The 15,879-nt window shown below is 56.7% G+C and carries 11 protein-coding genes; 6 read left to right on the top strand and 5 right to left on the bottom strand.

From position 1 onward, the window contains the following. A complete protein-coding gene (locus ACIQYF_RS17895) occupies nucleotides 1–3,624 on the top strand; it encodes a transporter substrate-binding domain-containing protein (protein ID WP_402864490.1) in 3,624 nt (1,207 codons plus the stop codon). 96 nt (nucleotides 3,625–3,720) lie between these two features. Further along, nucleotides 3,721–6,672: an HD domain-containing phosphohydrolase gene (locus ACIQYF_RS17890; protein WP_402864488.1), complete on the top strand. Its 2,952-nt coding sequence runs from the start codon at nucleotides 3,721–3,723 to the stop codon at nucleotides 6,670–6,672. Between the two features lie 12 nt (nucleotides 6,673–6,684). Here the strand turns inward: ACIQYF_RS17890 and ACIQYF_RS17885 are convergent, their stop codons facing one another. Together ACIQYF_RS17885 and ACIQYF_RS17880 are read right to left on the bottom strand one after the other, a co-directional pair. Then, nucleotides 6,685–7,167, bottom strand: coding sequence for a GAF domain-containing protein (locus ACIQYF_RS17885; RefSeq protein ID WP_019409300.1), 483 nt, complete (start codon nucleotides 7,165–7,167; stop codon nucleotides 6,685–6,687). Next, nucleotides 7,160–8,053, bottom strand: a complete 894-nt coding sequence (locus tag ACIQYF_RS17880) for an ATP-binding protein (protein ID WP_402864485.1) — start codon at nucleotides 8,051–8,053, stop codon at nucleotides 7,160–7,162. The genes ACIQYF_RS17885 and ACIQYF_RS17880 overlap by 8 nt, the downstream gene beginning before the upstream one ends. Before the next feature lie 176 nt (nucleotides 8,054–8,229). Between ACIQYF_RS17880 and ACIQYF_RS17875 the strand changes: the two genes are divergently transcribed. Then, nucleotides 8,230–10,548 carry a response regulator gene (locus tag ACIQYF_RS17875; RefSeq protein WP_402864483.1) on the top strand — a complete coding sequence of 773 codons (2,319 nt, stop codon included), beginning with the start codon at nucleotides 8,230–8,232 and terminating at the stop codon, nucleotides 10,546–10,548. Nucleotides 10,549–10,652: 104 nt separating this feature from the next. On the opposite strand, the gene ACIQYF_RS17870 is transcribed toward ACIQYF_RS17875, so the two are convergent. Continuing rightward, nucleotides 10,653–11,135: a glutathione peroxidase gene (locus ACIQYF_RS17870; RefSeq protein WP_402864481.1), complete on the bottom strand. Its 483-nt coding sequence runs from the start codon at nucleotides 11,133–11,135 to the stop codon at nucleotides 10,653–10,655. A gap of 23 nt (nucleotides 11,136–11,158) precedes the next feature. Beyond that, nucleotides 11,159–11,554, bottom strand: a complete 396-nt coding sequence (gene msrB / locus ACIQYF_RS17865) for a peptide-methionine (R)-S-oxide reductase MsrB (protein WP_402864479.1) — start codon at nucleotides 11,552–11,554, stop codon at nucleotides 11,159–11,161. 212 nt (nucleotides 11,555–11,766) lie between these two features. On the opposite strand from msrB, the gene ACIQYF_RS17860 reads away from it, so the two are divergent. Together ACIQYF_RS17860 and htpX are read left to right on the top strand one after the other, a co-directional pair. Further along, nucleotides 11,767–12,978, top strand: a complete 1,212-nt coding sequence (locus ACIQYF_RS17860) for a pyridoxal phosphate-dependent aminotransferase (protein ID WP_019409295.1) — start codon at nucleotides 11,767–11,769, stop codon at nucleotides 12,976–12,978. A 302-nt stretch (nucleotides 12,979–13,280) separates the two neighbouring features. Beyond that, the gene (htpX, locus tag ACIQYF_RS17855; protein ID WP_402864476.1) at nucleotides 13,281–14,168 is read left to right on the top strand and encodes a protease HtpX; all 888 of its coding nucleotides are present in this window, start codon (nucleotides 13,281–13,283) and stop codon (nucleotides 14,166–14,168) included. Nucleotides 14,169–14,224: 56 nt separating this feature from the next. On the opposite strand, the gene ACIQYF_RS17850 is transcribed toward htpX, so the two are convergent. Continuing rightward, on the bottom strand, nucleotides 14,225–14,890 hold the full coding sequence (locus tag ACIQYF_RS17850) for a thiopurine S-methyltransferase (RefSeq protein WP_402864474.1): 666 nt from the start codon (nucleotides 14,888–14,890) through the stop codon (nucleotides 14,225–14,227). A 101-nt stretch (nucleotides 14,891–14,991) separates the two neighbouring features. Here ACIQYF_RS17850 and ACIQYF_RS17845 point away from each other — a divergent pair, with 101 nt between their 5' ends. Then, nucleotides 14,992–15,759 (top strand): DODA-type extradiol aromatic ring-opening family dioxygenase, encoded by a 768-nt coding sequence (locus ACIQYF_RS17845; RefSeq protein WP_402864473.1) that lies wholly within the window; start codon nucleotides 14,992–14,994, stop codon nucleotides 15,757–15,759. The last annotated feature ends 120 nt before the right edge of the window (nucleotides 15,760–15,879 follow it).

Below are 15,879 nucleotides of genomic sequence, written 5' to 3'. Positions count from 1 at the left end.
ATGCCCACGCGGTTAAATCATTACCTCTCTTTACTCGCAGGATTAATCCTGTGTACACCCGTGTTCGCCGAGTTACCCCGGACTGAAAACTTTGCCTTACTCAGCCGCTCGGGCACCTATCACATGGAAGTCCCGCTGGACAAACAACAGCGTTACTGGCTACAAGAAAAGCGCGAACTGCGGGTCGGTACATCCAGTCCGGACTATCCGCCCTTTGACATGACCGTCAGCGGTCAAGACTACGAAGGTTTCACCGCTGATTACGTCGGCATCCTGGCCAAAGCCCTGAACGTGTCGATCAAGGTTCAACGCTTCCCTACTCGAGACGCCGCCATCAAGGCACTTGAAGACGGCAGCATCGACTTGCTCGGCACGTCCAATGGGTTTGAAGCCGCCCACTCAAACCTGCTGCTTTCAACGCCCTACGCTATCGACCAACCGGTATTGGTCACCCGAGAGGGGGAGACCCGCTCTCTCTCTCAAGGTCTGGAAGGCCTGCGCCTGAGCATGGTTTACCACTACTTGCCACTGGAAGAGGTCAAGGCGCTTTACCCCAAAGCCATCATCCAGTCCTACCCGTCTTATCAAAACGCAATCAATTCGGTGGCGTTCGATGAGGCGGATGTTTTTTTGGGGGACACCATCTCCACCCATTACATGATCAACAAGGGCTACCTGACAAACATCAAGATGGCTAATTTTGGCAAGCATGAAGCTTATGGTTTCAGCTTTGCTGTACGCCGCGACAACCCGCAACTGCTCGACATTATCAACGCCACTCTGCGCGCTGTACCCAACAGCGAACGAGAAAGCATTGCCAAGCGCTGGAACGCAGGCAGTGATCTGTTGCTGACCGACCAGAAACTTCAGCTCACTGAGCGTGAGCAGAGCTGGCTGATCAAACACCCGGTAGTCAACGTGGTGGTCAATGAAACACTGGCACCGCTGACCTTTTTTGATACCGAAGGCAATTTCAGGGGCATTACCGCTGATCTGCTGGAAGTTATTCGCCTGCGTACCGGACTGCGCTTCAAGATTCAGCGCGAGCGCAGCCTCAACACCATGATTCAGATGATCCAGCGCCACGATACCGACATTATCTCGGCCATCAGCCCGTCTGCCTCGCGAGAAAGCGCCCTGACCTTCAGCCGACCTTATCTCGAAAACTCTTTTGTCTTGCTCACGGCCAAAGGCGCTGAGCAACCCACCAGCCTCGACCAACTGGCCGGTAAACGCCTGGCCTTGACCCAGGGCAACCCCTTGACCGAATACCTGCGCACAGAACACCCGCGGATCACACTGGTCGAGACGGACGATATTTATCAAGCCACGCAATTGCTGGCCGAAGGCAAAGCAGAAGGTGCGGTCAATACGCTGGTGATTGCCAACTACCTGCTCGCCTCGCAATTGTTTCAAGACCGATTGCAGATCAGCGCCACATTGGGCACTCAACCCGCGACGTTTTCTCTCGCCACCGCCCGCGATGCCCCCGAACTCGCCGCTATCCTCAACAAGGCACTGCTGAGCATTGCCCCCGATGAACTGGGGATCATCAACAGCCGCTGGCGCGGTTATGTTCCGGCCTCTGACAGTTATTGGCGCAATTACCATCGCCTGATTTACCAGATCATTATTGGCACCAGCCTGTTGCTGCTGCTGTCACTGGTCTGGAATGCCTACATGCGGCGCCAGATCAACCAGCGAAAAAAGGCTGAACGCGCCCTCAGCGATCAGTTTGAGTTCATGCGTGCGCTGGTCAATGGCACGCCGCATCCGATTTACGTGCGTGACCGCGCCTGCATTCTGCAAACCTGCAACGACAGCTACCTGAACGCCTTTTCAGCCAAGCGCGAAGACGTCATCGGCAAAGACGTGATGCAGACCCAAAGCCTCCTCAGCAATGCCTATGAAGCGCATGACTATCAGGCTGACTACTTGAGGGTCATGCGTGAAGGGACCCCGCTTATCGTTGATCGCCCGCTGCAGATCGGCGGCAAGACCCAAACCATCTACCACTGGGTCCTGCCTTACCGGGACTCGCTGGGTGAAGTACAGGGCATAATCGGCGGCTGGATCGATATCAGCGACCGACGCCAACTGATGGATGAACTGCGCGCCGCCAAAGAGCAGGCTGATGACGCCAACCGGGCCAAAAGCACCTTTCTGGCAACCATGAGCCATGAGATCCGCACACCGATGAACGCGGTCATCGGCATGCTTGAACTGAGCCTGAAACGTGCCGATAGCGGTCATTTTGACCGCCCTTCGATCGAAGTCGCCTACAACTCGGCCAAAGATTTGCTGGAACTGATCGGGGACATTCTCGACATCGCCCGGATTGAGTCCGGGCGCCTTAACCTCTGCCCGGAGCGCGTCAATCTGCGTGAACTGACCCATTCGGTGGTTCGGGTCTTCGATGGCCTGGCACGACAAAAGAGCCTTAGCCTCTCGCTGATATTCAACCCGCTGGACAGTGAGCCCGACGTACTGATCGATCCTCTTCGCTTCAAACAGATCCTGACCAATCTGGTGAGCAACGCGATCAAGTTCACCGAGCGCGGCCAGGTCACGCTGCAACTCAATATGCTGCCTGCCGAGACACCGGAGCAGGTGGAGCTGCAGTTAAGCGTGACGGACACCGGCATCGGCATCAGCGAACTCGATCAGGCGCGATTGTTTGAACCCTTCTCTCAGGCCGAAAACAGCGGGCAACTGGCCCTCAGCGGCGCAGGCCTCGGCCTGGTGATCTGCCGCAGCCTATGCGAAATGATGGGCGGTACGCTCAAGCTGAGCAGCCAGCCCAATGTCGGCACCCAGGTTCAAATCAGGCTTAAGGTGTCGGCCTTGGCGTCTTGCCTCGCAGCCGTCACCCAAGAGCCCGTCATAACCCCCGCCACTCGTCAGTTGAACGTACTGGTGGTGGATGATCATCCGGCCAATCGTTTGTTGATGTGCCAGCAACTGGGCTTCCTGGGGCATCGTTTCACCACCGCTCACAATGGAGCAGCAGGGCTGGAACTGTGGAAGCAAGAGGTGTTCGACCTGGTGATTGCAGACTGCAACATGCCGATCATGAACGGTTATGACTTGACGCGCACTATTCGCCAGCTCGAGCAAGACTGCGACCGCGCGCCCTGCACCATTCTGGGGTTTACAGCCAATGCGCAACCTGAAGAGCGCCAGCGGTGCAAGCTGGCCGGCATGGACGACTGCCTGTTTAAACCGATCAGCCTGATCCTGCTGAGCCAGCGCCTGAGCGCACTGGATCCCGCCCCCTGCACAGCAGACGTGCTCAATGTTGAAATAATCTACTCACTTGCCGGCAAAAATGACTCGCACTTAAAGCAGTTGCTTGAAGAGCTGGTGCGCAGTAATCGACTGGACCTCAAGACGCTCCTTGAGCTGAGCCTCAAGGATGGGCTGGAACCTTTTCAGAGCATTGCTCACCGAATAAAAGGCGCAGCCAGAATTGTCGGCGCTCACGATCTGATCAATCACTGTGAGGCGCTCGAACAGGCGGAGTTGACGACACTCCTGGCCCGCAGCAATAAGGTACAGCAAGCCATGCACACGCTTGAACGCGCATTACTGCGTGAACTGGCCCGACTGACCGAGGGCACCTGAATCGTGCCCTCTACCGCAGGGCCAATTTAAGGGCAAATTGGCCACGACTTACTATGCTTGAACGCATCGGTATCCTGACACTTGCAGAGATCTCCCATGCCTTTGAACATGCCCGCCAGTAAGCGTCGGTTCCCTCTGCACATACACATCAGTGTGGTGTTCACTTTATTGCTGGTGCTGATGGGCGTAGCTCTGGGTGTTTTCAACTATATGCAAAACACCCGCATCATCCTTGACAGCAGCCAGAAGCTGTTCAAACAGATCGAACAGGATGTGCAGTTAGACCTGCTAAACACCTATCAGCCGATTCGAAACACTTTAAATTTGCTGGCGCTTCATCCAACCGTGCCGACAGACCGGTTCGAGTCCCGCCTCGAGCTGCTGCAACCCTTTGTGCAAGCACTCAATGACGCCCCCGCGCTCTCATCGCTGTACCTGGCGGATAACCAGGGCAATTTTTTCCAAGTCAGGCCTTTACGCAATGAGGCCAGCAGGGCGCGTCAAAACGCCCCGCCGCAAGCCGCTTATGAAGTCTGGTCCGTTCAGCGCTCAGGCCAAACCGAAGGTGGCGTGTCGCAAAGGCTGTTTTTTGATGAGACCCTGACTTTGCTGTCACAGCTCAGTAACCCGCATGAAACCTATGACCCGCGTGATCGCAGCTGGTTTATCCCAAGCCGCAGCAGCATCAACCAGTCCACCACCAGCCCTTACGTGTTTTTCTCCACTCATGAAATCGGTACAACACTGTCCAAACGTGGTTCAGCGAAGACCATAATGGGCGCAGACCTGACCCTGTCAGAGCTGTCCAGCACCCTCGCCAAACACTTGATTACGCCCAGCACACAAATCGTACTGTTTGATAACGACGGGCAAGTGGTGGCGTACCCGGACGCCAGCAAACTACTCTCTGGGCCTGGCTCCACACAACTGGCCAAGGTCACATCACTCAGTCCGGCCCTCAATCTGCTGATCAAGCAAGGGGAAGACGCCAACCAACGCCTTGATGACGGACAGCGCCAGTGGATCGTCTCATTGACCAAGGTGGACGATGGCGGCTCCAACGGCCTGCAATTGGCCTTGATGGTACCCGAGGACGAGTTGTTGGCAGATGCTTATCGCCTGCGCTGGGAAGGTACTTTGGTGGCTCTGGCGGTGTTACTGCTGTGCTTGCCATTGGGTTGGTTGACCTCTCGACTGCTGGTCAAACCCTTGAAAGGGCTGGTGCAAGAGGCCAACGCGATTCGTCGTTTCGACTTCAAATACCCGATCCAGCAACAATCACCGGTGCTTGAAATCGACCAGTTGGCCGCGTCGATGCGGCGAATGAAAGAAACCCTCGCGAGCTTCTTTGAAATTACCGCCAGCCTCTCGGCACATACCCGGTTTGAGCCCTTGCTGCAATCGGTGCTGGTTGAAATGATCAAGATCGGACAAGCGCAGGCGGGGTTGATCTATCTCACGGAAAACGACAACACCGACCTGGAACTCAAAGGCCTGATCATTGATGGCAAAGCGCAAAATCTGGACATTCTGGGCCATAGCACGATCAATCCGCAGGACGATCAGACCCCGACATGGCTGCGCACGCTGAGTGCAGGCCAGGACAGCGTGGTGTGTGCGCTTGGCCTCGAGCAGGCGGGGAACTTGCTGCCCGTGATGCAGGCGCTCGACAGCCAAAGCATTCATGTCATTGGCATCCGGCTGCATAACCGCCACAGCGAAACCGTCGGCGTGCTCGCGCTGATCCTCAACAACAGCGACACCAGCAGCAATGAGGAGCCGCTGAGCGCAGAACGCATTGCATTTATCAAAGCCGTTTCGGGTGCAGCGGCTGTGTCGATTGAAAGTCAGCGCCTGCAAGAGCGCCAAAAGCAACTGCTCAAAGCCTTTATTCAACTGCTGGCCGGGGCCATCGACGCCAAAAGTCCTTACACCGGCGGCCACTGTCAGCGGGTTCCCGAGTTGACCTTTATGCTGGCCAAGGCTGCAGAGCAGAGCCAGGACCCGAATTTTGCGCTGTACAACCCAACGGATGAAGAGTGGGAAGCCCTGCACATAGCCGCCTGGCTGCACGATTGCGGCAAAGTCACGACGCCTGAGTATGTGGTCGATAAGGCCACCAAACTTGAAACCATCTACGACCGCATTCACGAAATTCGCACGCGATTTGAGGTGCTCAAACGCGACGCCTGGATCAGCTACTGGCAAGCCCTTGCCCAAGGTGGCAGCGATCAAGCACTGGCTGATCAGCGTGACGCCCGCCTGGCGGCGCTGGATGACGATTTTGCCTTTGTGGCGCGCAGTAATGTCGGCGGTGAAGCGATGGCAGAGGCGGATCTGGAGCGCTTGAAACACATCGCCGGGCAAACCTGGACCCGTACCCTGGATGATCGGTTGGGCGTGTCGTGGGAAGAGAACGCCCGTCAGGCCAGGCGTGAAGCCCAAAGCCTTCCCGTCACCGAATCATTGCTGGCGGATAAGCCCGAACATTTGTTCATACGCGAAGAATCCGAACTGATCGACAGTGACAACCCATGGGGTTTCAAACTGGATGTCCCGCAGTACAAGTTCAATCGCGGCGAGTTGTACAACCTGAGCATCACCCGCGGCACCTTGACCTCGGAAGAGCGCTACATCATCAACAACCACATTGTGCAAACCATTCTGATGCTCAGCCGCCTGCCCTTCCCCAGCTACCTGGGCAATATTGCCGAAATAGCGGGCGGGCATCACGAGCGAATGGATGGCAAGGGTTATCCAAAACGTCTGCGCCGAGAAGACATGAGCCTCGCGGCGCGGATGATGGCGATTGCCGATATTTTCGAAGCCCTGACCGCCTCGGACCGCCCCTACAAACGGGGCAAAACCTTGAATGAGGCACTGAACATCATGGCGGGCATGTGCCATGACGGGCACATTGACCCGTCGCTGTTTGAGCTGTTTGTGCGCGAGCACATCTTTATGCAATATGCCCGGCAGTACCTTGAACCGCAGCAAATCGACACGGTCAACATCGACGCGCTGCTGGTCAAGGCCGGGGTTGACTGAGCCAAACCGTGATCAGCACTCGCTCAAGCGCAGGAAAATCGCCGCCAGCGCTTCAACCCCCTGCTGGTCTTGCTCGGTAAATCTGCCGATGCTCGGGCTGTCCAGGTCCAACACACCGATCAGGCGCCCGTCCTTGATCAAGGGCACCACCAACTCACTGTTGGAGGCGCTGTCGCAGGCAATGTGCCCTGGGAAGGCGTGCACATCTTCAACTCGCTGGGTCTGCCTGCTGGCCGCCGCAGCCCCGCATACACCCCGCCCAAAAGGAATGCGCACACAGGCGATCTGGCCCTGAAACGGCCCCAGCACCAGTTCCTCGTTGCGATTGAGGTAGAACCCCGCCCAGTTCAAGTCATCGAGCTGACTGAACAAAAACGCCGAAAACTGCGCCGCGTTGGCGATAAAGTCTCGCTCATCCGCCAGCAAAGACTCCAGTTGCGCTTGCAGCAGGGTGTAACCGTCCAGGCCTGCGCCCGTGGCATTTAAATCAATCATTCGTTTGCTCCAACAATTTCAATCCAACCCAGTAGCGCGCGAACTGATACGCGCAGCGGCCATTACGATTGCCGCGTCCGGTTGCCCAGCGCACGGCCAAAATATCCAGCGCCTCATCACGTTGCCACTGCAAACCGGCCTTGCGGGCCAGTACGTTGATCCAGTGTTCAACCACGTTCAGGAAGTGTTCCTGAGTAAAAGGGTAAAACGACAGCCAGAGCCCGAAGCGGTCGGACAAGGCAATCTTGTCTTCAACGGCCTCACTGGGATGAAGCTCGCCATCGACGTTCTTCCAGTGCTCGTTATCGCTTTCTTTTTCCGGCACCAGGTGCCGACGGTTCGAGGTGGCGTAGAGCAAGACGTTATCCGGCGCTTGCTCCAGCGAGCCGTCGAGCACACTTTTCAGCACCCGGTAATCGCCCTCGCCCGCTTCAAATGACAAGTCATCGCAAAACAGCACAAAACGCTGAGGCAAACCTTGCAGTTGCTCGACCACACGTGGCAGATCCGCCAAATGGTCACGTTCGATTTCAATCAGCCGCAGACCTGCGCCCGCATACTCGGCGAGCAATGCACGAATCAGGGAAGACTTGCCGGTGCCACGCGAGCCCCACAGCAAGGCATGGTTAGCGGGCAGACCGTCGAGAAACTGCTTGGTGTTGCGTCCCAGCTGATCGCGCTGGTTATCGACGCCAATCAGGTCAGTCAGGCGCATCTCAAGACTGACGTCCAACGCCAGCAGGTAACCCGAACGACCTTCACGTTGCCAACGAGCGGCCAGGCAACTGTCCCACTCTACCGCCTCGCGAGGCGCTGGCAACAAGGGTTCGAGGCGCGCAAGCACCGATTCGGCCCGCTCCAGGAAAGCACTCAGTTTAGAATCCACATCATCTCCTCAGTCTGATACGCGGCTACAGCACATGGACACGACGTATGCTAAGCGCCCGCCCATGCTGTGATTCATGCGGGCTATTTGAAAAAACTGAACGTGTGCCAGCAAGTTACCCCAGACATCGACTATTCTTGCCCGCCGTAAGGGAATGGAAACAGGTGCAGTACCTAATGGACATAAAATTCAACCATCGTCTGTCTTTCAAGCAAGCAAGACTGACAGTGTTGGTCGGTTTTGCTCTGGGGACGGTGCTCAGCCTGCTTCAAATCGGCATCGATTATGCCAGTGAAAACGCCGCCATCAATCGGGAAATCCAATCCCTGCTGGATATCAGTCACAACCCGGCATCGCGTATTGCCTACAACCTCGACTCAGAACTCGCACAAGAACTGGTGATGGGCCTGCTGAGCTCGCCCGCCATCACCGGCGCGCAAATCAGCGACAACGATAAAAACACCTTGGCCTTTGTTCGAGACTCGCCTGAAGGCGGACGCTATCGTGCATTGAGTGACTTTCTGTTTGGCGAAACGCGAACCTTCGACGACCGGCTCTACTTCAATCACCTGCCCGAACAAAGCGTGGGCGAATTGCACCTTGAAGTGGACACCTATCCCTTTGGGGCTCGATTCCTGCAACGTGCCGAAGTCACGCTGCTTAGCGGTTTTGTCCGCAGTTTTCTCCTGACGTTCATTCTGCTGGGGCTGTTTTACGTGATGCTGACCCGCCCACTGGTGCGGGTCATCCGTGAGCTCAGCCTCAGCAAGCCCGGCGACCCGAACCCATCGCGCATCCACTGCCCGCCCGGGCATGAAGATGACGAAATTGGTGTGCTGGTCAACGCCGCCAATCAGCAGTTTGAGGCCATGACCCGCGAAATCGAACAACGGCGCGCGGCGGAAAATCGCCTGACCGAGTATTTGGCTCAGTTGGAAAACATTGTCTCGGCTCGCACGCAAGAGCTTGAAGCGATCAACACCCGGCTTAGCCAATCCAACGATGAACTCAAAGCTGCTCGCAGCACGGCCCTGGAAATGGCCCAGGCCCGGGCCGCCTTTCTGGCCAACATGAGCCATGAAATACGCACGCCGCTGAACGGTCTGCTGGGCATGCTCGCACTGTGTCTGGACAGCCCGCTGAACGCCGAACAGCACCAGCAACTGTCGATTGCCCATGACTCGGGCAAGGTATTGGTCGAGTTGCTCAATGACATTCTCGACCTGTCAAAATTCGATGCCGGGCAATTAGAGCTGGAACATATCGCCTTCGATCTTGGCACCTTGATTGAAGACACGGCCAAGCTGCTCTCGCAAAATGCCGCCCCAAGCGTAGAACTGACATGCCTGATCCACCCGAGCTTCCCGGCGCTGGTGCTGGGCGACCCGACTCGCGTGCGCCAGATTGTCAGCAACCTGCTGTCCAACGCCCTGAAATTCACCCGCTTTGGACGCGTCGATGTGCGCCTGAGCATGCACAACAATCAGGTGCACATTGAAGTGTGTGACACCGGCATTGGAATCGCACAGGAAGCCCAGGCGCGCATATTCAGGCCTTTCACCCAGGCCGGAGCCGGGATTACTCGGCAGTTTGGCGGCACCGGCCTGGGGCTGGCATTGACCCGCAGCCTGTGCGAAGCCATGCAAGGGCGCCTGACCATCAGCTCGGAAATCGGATTCGGCAGCCAATTTTGCGCCGAGCTGCCCTTGCCCAGCCATACGCCTGCGATCATCTACAAGCCGCTGTCGGGGCGAGTGGTGGCGGTGAGTGCCGCCAGCAGCGGCCTGAGTGAGTTACTCAACAGCTACCTGCCACTGTGGGGCCTGGAATATCAACGCTACTCCCTGGACCAATCCTTGGCAGGTGTTGAGCCTCATCTGCTGATTACTGACTGCCCGGAATGCCTGTTTGGACTGCGACCGGCTATCAACGCACCTATTTTGCTGGTCACCGCCTATGGCAACTTTATGCCCGGCGATCAAGTCAACGCGCTCGCCCCTTTGCTGCAAAAGGCCCGGCCACTGTCCCGGCACACGCTTTATGAAACCTTGCAGCATTTGCTCCAGAAAGAGGACGAGGAGCACCCAAGCGTTCTCGTCAGCCGAGCACCGGTCGAGCATCGGGCGCGCATTCTTTTGGTCGAAGACAACCCGGTCAACCAACTGGTGGCCAAGGGCATGCTCAGCAAATTGGGCTGCGAGGTGGTCATAGCGGCTCATGGCGGCGAAGCCCTGAATCAATTGAAACAGAGCGATTTTGATCTGGTGCTGATGGACTGCAACATGCCGGTGATGGACGGCTACGAGACCAGCCGGCAGATCCGCCAAAGCGGGCGCTGGCCTGACTTACCCATCGTTGCCTTGACGGCCAATGCCATGCCCGACGAACGTGAACGCTGCCGTTGCGCAGGCATGAATGACTATCTGGCCAAGCCATTCCGGCGCGAAGAGCTGGCGGCATTGCTCGATAGCTGGGTGCCCCGGAAAAACGTCTAGCCGTTACTTCCTTGTGGGAGCAGCCGCAGACTGCGATCTGTTGATCTTTAAAAAATCAACAGATCGCGAGGCACACTGGCGCTTACAGGGCGTGCGGGGCCTGTTTATTTGAGCAGTTTCTCAATGTCCGCTTTGAGCGCTTCGGGCTTGGTGGCAGGCGCATAGCGTTTGACCTTGCCGTCGGGCCCGACCAGAAACTTGGTGAAGTTCCATTTGATGCCTTCCGACCCCAGCACCCCGGGTGCGCGCTTTTTCAGTTGCACGAACAGCGGATGTGCTTGGCTGCCATTGACGTCTATCTTCTTGAACAGCGGGAAAGTCACACCAAAGTTCAACTCGCAAAACTCGGAAATAGCCGCTTCATCGCCCGGCTCTTGCTTGCCGAACTGATTGCACGGAAAGCCAAGGACCACCAAACCCTGATCCTTGTATTGCTGCCACAGGGTTTCAAGCCCTTTGTACTGGGGGGTAAAGCCACACTTGCTGGCGGTGTTGACCACCAACACTGCCTTGCCCGAGTAATCCGCCAGAGTCTTTTGCTCGCCGCTGAGGGTGGTACAGGGAATGTCGAAAAGATTTGCGCTCATGACGGTGTTCTCTTTGATAAAGGTTACTGGCGGGGCACCAGGTCCAGACACACCGAGTTGATGCAGTAACGCAGCCCGGTTGGCGGTGGGCCATCGGGAAATACGTGCCCCAAATGCGCATCGCACTTGGCGCAGGTCACTTCGGTGCGAATCATGCCGTGGCTCATGTCACGGATTTCAACCATCGCATTCTCGGCAATCGGCTCATAAAAACTCGGCCAGCCGCAGCCCGAATCAAATTTGGCTTTGGAATCAAACAGCGGCTCATTGCAGCAAATGCAGTGATAAACGCCGTCTGTTTTAGTCGCGTTGTATTTACCCGAAAAAGGCCGCTCGGTGCCTTTAAGACGGCACACGTTGTACTGCTCTGGATCGAGCATGGCTTTCCATTCATCCAGGGTTTTGTTCAACTTTTCCATGGTTCTACCTCTGCAACTGAAAAACCCCGACCGGTGGCTTTTCCAGGGGGCGGGTGGCACGTATGATTGCGCCTCGTTATGCGCCAGTCTGGCACCCGCTCAACTTGCATTCAAACGGATTCTTGAAGCAAAGCGGTGTTCGCCAACGCAGAATTTCCCAGTGTCGAGGTACTCACCTTGCCTGGATCGTTCATTTTCGGGATCCCATCGCCATGCAGGTCAGCAAATCAAACAAGCTCGCCAACGTCTGTTATGACATTCGCGGCCCAGTGCTCAAGCACGCCAAACGTCTGGAAGAGGAAGGCCAACGCATCCTCAAGCTGAATATCGGCAACCCGGCGCCTTTTGGTTTTGAAGCGCCGGACGAAATCCTGCAGGACGTGATCCGCAACCTGCCGACTGCGCAAGGTTACAGCGACTCCAAAGGTCTGTTCAGCGCCCGTAAGGCAGTGATGCAGTACTACCAACAAAAGGAAGTCGAAGGTGTCGGCATCGAAGACATCTATCTGGGCAACGGCGTGTCCGAACTGATCGTGATGTCGCTGCAAGCGTTGCTCAACAATGGTGACGAGGTGCTGGTGCCGGCGCCCGACTACCCGTTATGGACCGCAGCCGTGACCCTGGCGGGCGGGCACCCGGTGCACTACCTGTGCGACGAGCAGGCCAACTGGTGGCCTGATCTGGCCGACATCAAGGCCAAGATCACCCCTAACACCAAAGCCATGGTCATCATCAACCCGAATAACCCAACCGGCGCGGTGTATTCCAAGGAAGTGTTGCTGGGCATGCTAGAACTGGCACGCCAGCACAACCTGGTGGTGTTCTCGGACGAAATCTACGACAAGATTCTGTACGACGACGCCGTGCATATTTGCACCGCCTCCCTGGCCCCCGACGTGCTGTGCCTGACCTTCAACGGCTTATCCAAGTCGTACCGGGTGGCCGGCTTCCGTTCCGGCTGGATCGCGATCTCCGGCCCCAAGCAAAATGCCCAAAGCTACATTGAAGGCATCGACATGCTGGCCAACATGCGCCTGTGTGCCAATGTGCCCAGCCAGCACGCCATCCAGACCGCGCTGGGCGGCTACCAGAGCATCAACGACCTGGTACTGCCGAACGGTCGCTTGCTGGAACAGCGTAACCGCACCTGGGAATTGCTTAACGACATTCCCGGCGTGAGCTGCGTGAAACCGATGGGCGCGCTGTACGCCTTCCCACGGATCGACCCGAAAGTGTGCCCGATCCTCAACGACGAAAAATTCGTTCTGGACTTGCTGCTCTCGGAAAAATTGCTGGTGGTCCAGGGCACCGCGTTCAATTGGCCGTGGCCCGACCACTTCCGCGTTGTAACCTTGCCTCGTGTAGATGAATTGGACATGGCCATCGGACGGATCGGTAATTTTCTGAAAACCTATCGTCAGTAATGTCCGAGCATGCTGTGCGACCAACGAAAAGTCGCACAGCATGTGTCCAATGAAACATTCTTCAGCTGCTACCCCTCCTGCCCGTCAAAAAAATAAAAAAAACGGCAAAGCCTTTATTTACTGGCTTCGGACTATGCTTTTGCCTGAATAAATGGCATATCCGTATTAGGAAATGTCAGGCGCAGCTCCGGAATGCCCCTGTAGGACACAGTTTGAAATAGTCACTTGGTTGAATACCCGCAAGTAGCACCTTATATACCCGCATACGGCAACACCCCTAAGACGAGGAGATTCTTACAACCATGATGCGCATTCTGCTGTTTTTGGCCACTAACCTGGCGGTCGTGCTGATTGCCAGCATCACCCTGAGCCTGTTCGGCTTTAACGGGTTCATGGCGGCCAACGGGGTTGATCTGAACCTCAATCAGCTGTTGGTGTTCTGTGCGGTCTTTGGTTTTGCAGGGTCTTTGTTCTCGCTGTTCATCTCTAAGTGGATGGCGAAAATGAGCACCAGCACCCAGGTGATCACTCAACCTCGTACCCGCCACGAGCAATGGTTGATGCAAACCGTTGAACAACTGTCCCGCGAAGCCGGGATCAAAATGCCTGAAGTGGGGATTTTCCCAGCCTACGAGGCCAACGCCTTTGCGACCGGCTGGAACAAGAACGATGCGTTGGTTGCTGTCAGCCAAGGCTTGCTTGAGCGGTTTTCGCCCGATGAAGTGAAGGCAGTACTTGCTCACGAAATCGGCCACGTCGCCAACGGTGACATGGTCACACTGGCCTTGGTGCAAGGCGTGGTGAACACCTTTGTGATGTTCTTTGCCCGCATCATCGGCAATTTCGTCGACAAGGTCGTGTTCAAAAACGAGGAAGGCCGAGGCATTGCTTACTATGTCGCGACCATCTTCGCGGAACTGGTTCTGGGCTTCCTGGCCAGCGCCATCGTAATGTGGTTCTCGCGCAAACGTGAATTCCGGGCTGACGAAGCCGGTGCTCATCTGGCCGGTACTGCAGCCATGATCAGCGCCCTGCAACGCCTGCGCTCTGAGCAAGGCCTACCGGTGCACATGCCAGACACCTTGAGTGCCTTCGGCATCAATGGTGGCTTGAAGCAAGGTCTGGCGCGGATGTTCATGAGCCACCCGCCACTGGAAGAACGTATTGATGCACTGCGTCGTCGCGGCTAACCCCACGGCAAGCACAAAAAAGGGCGACTTCGGTCGCCCTTTTTTGTGCCCGACCATCAGCCGCCGGTTGTTTTGCCCAGGCGATAAACCCGCTCATCCAGGCGAGTCACACCGCTCTTGAGAAACTTCCACTCCTGGCCCAGCACATCGGCCTGCTCAAGGGTTTCCAAGGACCAAGCTGGCGACCACAAACGCTGAACCTCAGCATCCGGAACTGAAAACGGCGGACCGTTCATCAATGACTGATCGTAATCGAGGGTAATCAACAGCCCTTTACAGCCTTGCGCAAGGATATTGCTCAGGTGCTGGACATAGGCCTCGCGCATTTGTGGCGGCAAGGCAATGATCGCTGCACGGTCGTAAAGCCCTGTGCACTGCGCCACATCTTCGACGGTCAATGCAAAGAAGTCGCCGCACAAGAGCGTGATAGGGCCCGCCTCGTACACCTTGAAAGCGCCTTGCTGGTGAATGCGCGGCTCAATCTGCTGCTCGCGGAAAAACTGCTCCACGGCCGTCTGCGACAGTTCTACACCCAACACTTCATAGCCATTGGCCGCCAGCCAGCTCAAATCCAGACTTTTACCGCACAAGGGCACCAGTACCCGACTGCCCTGCTCCACCCCAATCGCAGGCCACAGACGTTGCAGGTAGGCATTGACCTTGTCCAGGTGAAAGCCAATCTGATTACGCTCCCAGCGCGCGTGCCAAAATTCGGGCTGCATGATTCACCTTTAAATTCGATAAATAAGCACTAAAACTTATATTGGATTTAGATCAATGATCAGGTTGAAGATGACGCATCTTAACCTTGAGGACGCACACCATGCTGCCCAGCCTGTATATCTCGCACGGATCTCCGATGCTAGCACTCGAGCCCGGCGAAAGCGGCCCGGCATTGCAGCGACTGGCCGCTGAACTGCCCCAACCAAAAGCCATTGTCGTAGTCTCGGCCCACTGGGAATGCAACGACCTGCGGGTCACCAGCCATCCGGCGCCTGAGACCTGGCACGACTTTGGGGGATTCCCGCCTGAGCTGTTTGCCGTGCAATACCCCGCCCCCGGCGATCCTGTATTGGCGGCCCGCATCGTGCAACTGCTGATAGCGCACGGTATGCCCGCACAACTGGATGCCAAACGCCCTTTTGACCATGGCGCCTGGGTGCCGCTGTCGCTGATGTACCCGGCGGCCGACATTCCGGTGGTCCAGGTTTCGTTGCCCAGCCGACTGGGGCCGGTAGCTCAAACAGAAGTGGGCAAAGCGTTGGCCTCTCTGCGCGGCGAAGGCATCTTGCTGATCGGCTCAGGCAGCATCACGCACAACCTGCGAGAACTGAACTGGCAGGCCGGCCCTGAGAGCAGCGAGCCTTGGGCGCAGGCATTTCGTGACTGGATGATCGATAAGTTGGCCGCCGAGGATGAAGCAGCCTTGCACCAGTATCGCCAGCAAGCACCGTTTGCGACCAAAAACCATCCCAGCGAAGAACACCTTTTGCCGCTGTACTTCGCCCGTGGTGCGGGCGGGGAATTCAGCCTTGCTCACCAGGGTTGGACCCTGGGCGCGCTGGGCATGGATATTTACCGCTTTGGTTAACACGAAGGGGCTGACGCAAGCTGCGACCGTTTAAAAGATCAAAAGATCGCGAGGCAAGCTCGCTCAGCAGGCCGCGTTCGCCTCAGCGCTTTTGATCTAAAGCCCTCCCCCCTAAACCAG

Source organism: Pseudomonas sp. NPDC096917 (assembly GCF_044762555.1).
In the GTDB taxonomy this organism is placed as follows: domain Bacteria; phylum Pseudomonadota; class Gammaproteobacteria; order Pseudomonadales; family Pseudomonadaceae; genus Aquipseudomonas.
This window is presented reverse-complemented; position numbering and strand designations above follow the sequence as displayed.

Excerpts from the sequence above, each read along its gene's own strand:
- ACIQYF_RS17875 (WP_402864483.1), top strand. The coding sequence starts at position 8,230 with ATGGACATAAAATTCAACCATCGTCTGTCTTTCAAGCAAGCAAGACTG.
- ACIQYF_RS17885 (WP_019409300.1), bottom strand. The coding sequence starts at position 7,167 with ATGATTGATTTAAATGCCACGGGCGCAGGCCTGGACGGTTACACCCTG.
- ACIQYF_RS17895 (WP_402864490.1), top strand. The coding sequence starts at position 1 with ATGCCCACGCGGTTAAATCATTACCTCTCTTTACTCGCAGGATTAATC.
- msrB (WP_402864479.1), bottom strand. The coding sequence starts at position 11,554 with ATGGAAAAGTTGAACAAAACCCTGGATGAATGGAAAGCCATGCTCGAT.
- ACIQYF_RS17870 (WP_402864481.1), bottom strand. The coding sequence starts at position 11,135 with ATGAGCGCAAATCTTTTCGACATTCCCTGTACCACCCTCAGCGGCGAG.
- ACIQYF_RS17845 (WP_402864473.1), top strand. The coding sequence starts at position 14,992 with ATGCTGCCCAGCCTGTATATCTCGCACGGATCTCCGATGCTAGCACTC.
- htpX (WP_402864476.1), top strand. The coding sequence starts at position 13,281 with ATGATGCGCATTCTGCTGTTTTTGGCCACTAACCTGGCGGTCGTGCTG.
- ACIQYF_RS17890 (WP_402864488.1), top strand. The coding sequence starts at position 3,721 with ATGCCTTTGAACATGCCCGCCAGTAAGCGTCGGTTCCCTCTGCACATA.
- ACIQYF_RS17860 (WP_019409295.1), top strand. The coding sequence starts at position 11,767 with ATGCAGGTCAGCAAATCAAACAAGCTCGCCAACGTCTGTTATGACATT.
- ACIQYF_RS17850 (WP_402864474.1), bottom strand. The coding sequence starts at position 14,890 with ATGCAGCCCGAATTTTGGCACGCGCGCTGGGAGCGTAATCAGATTGGC.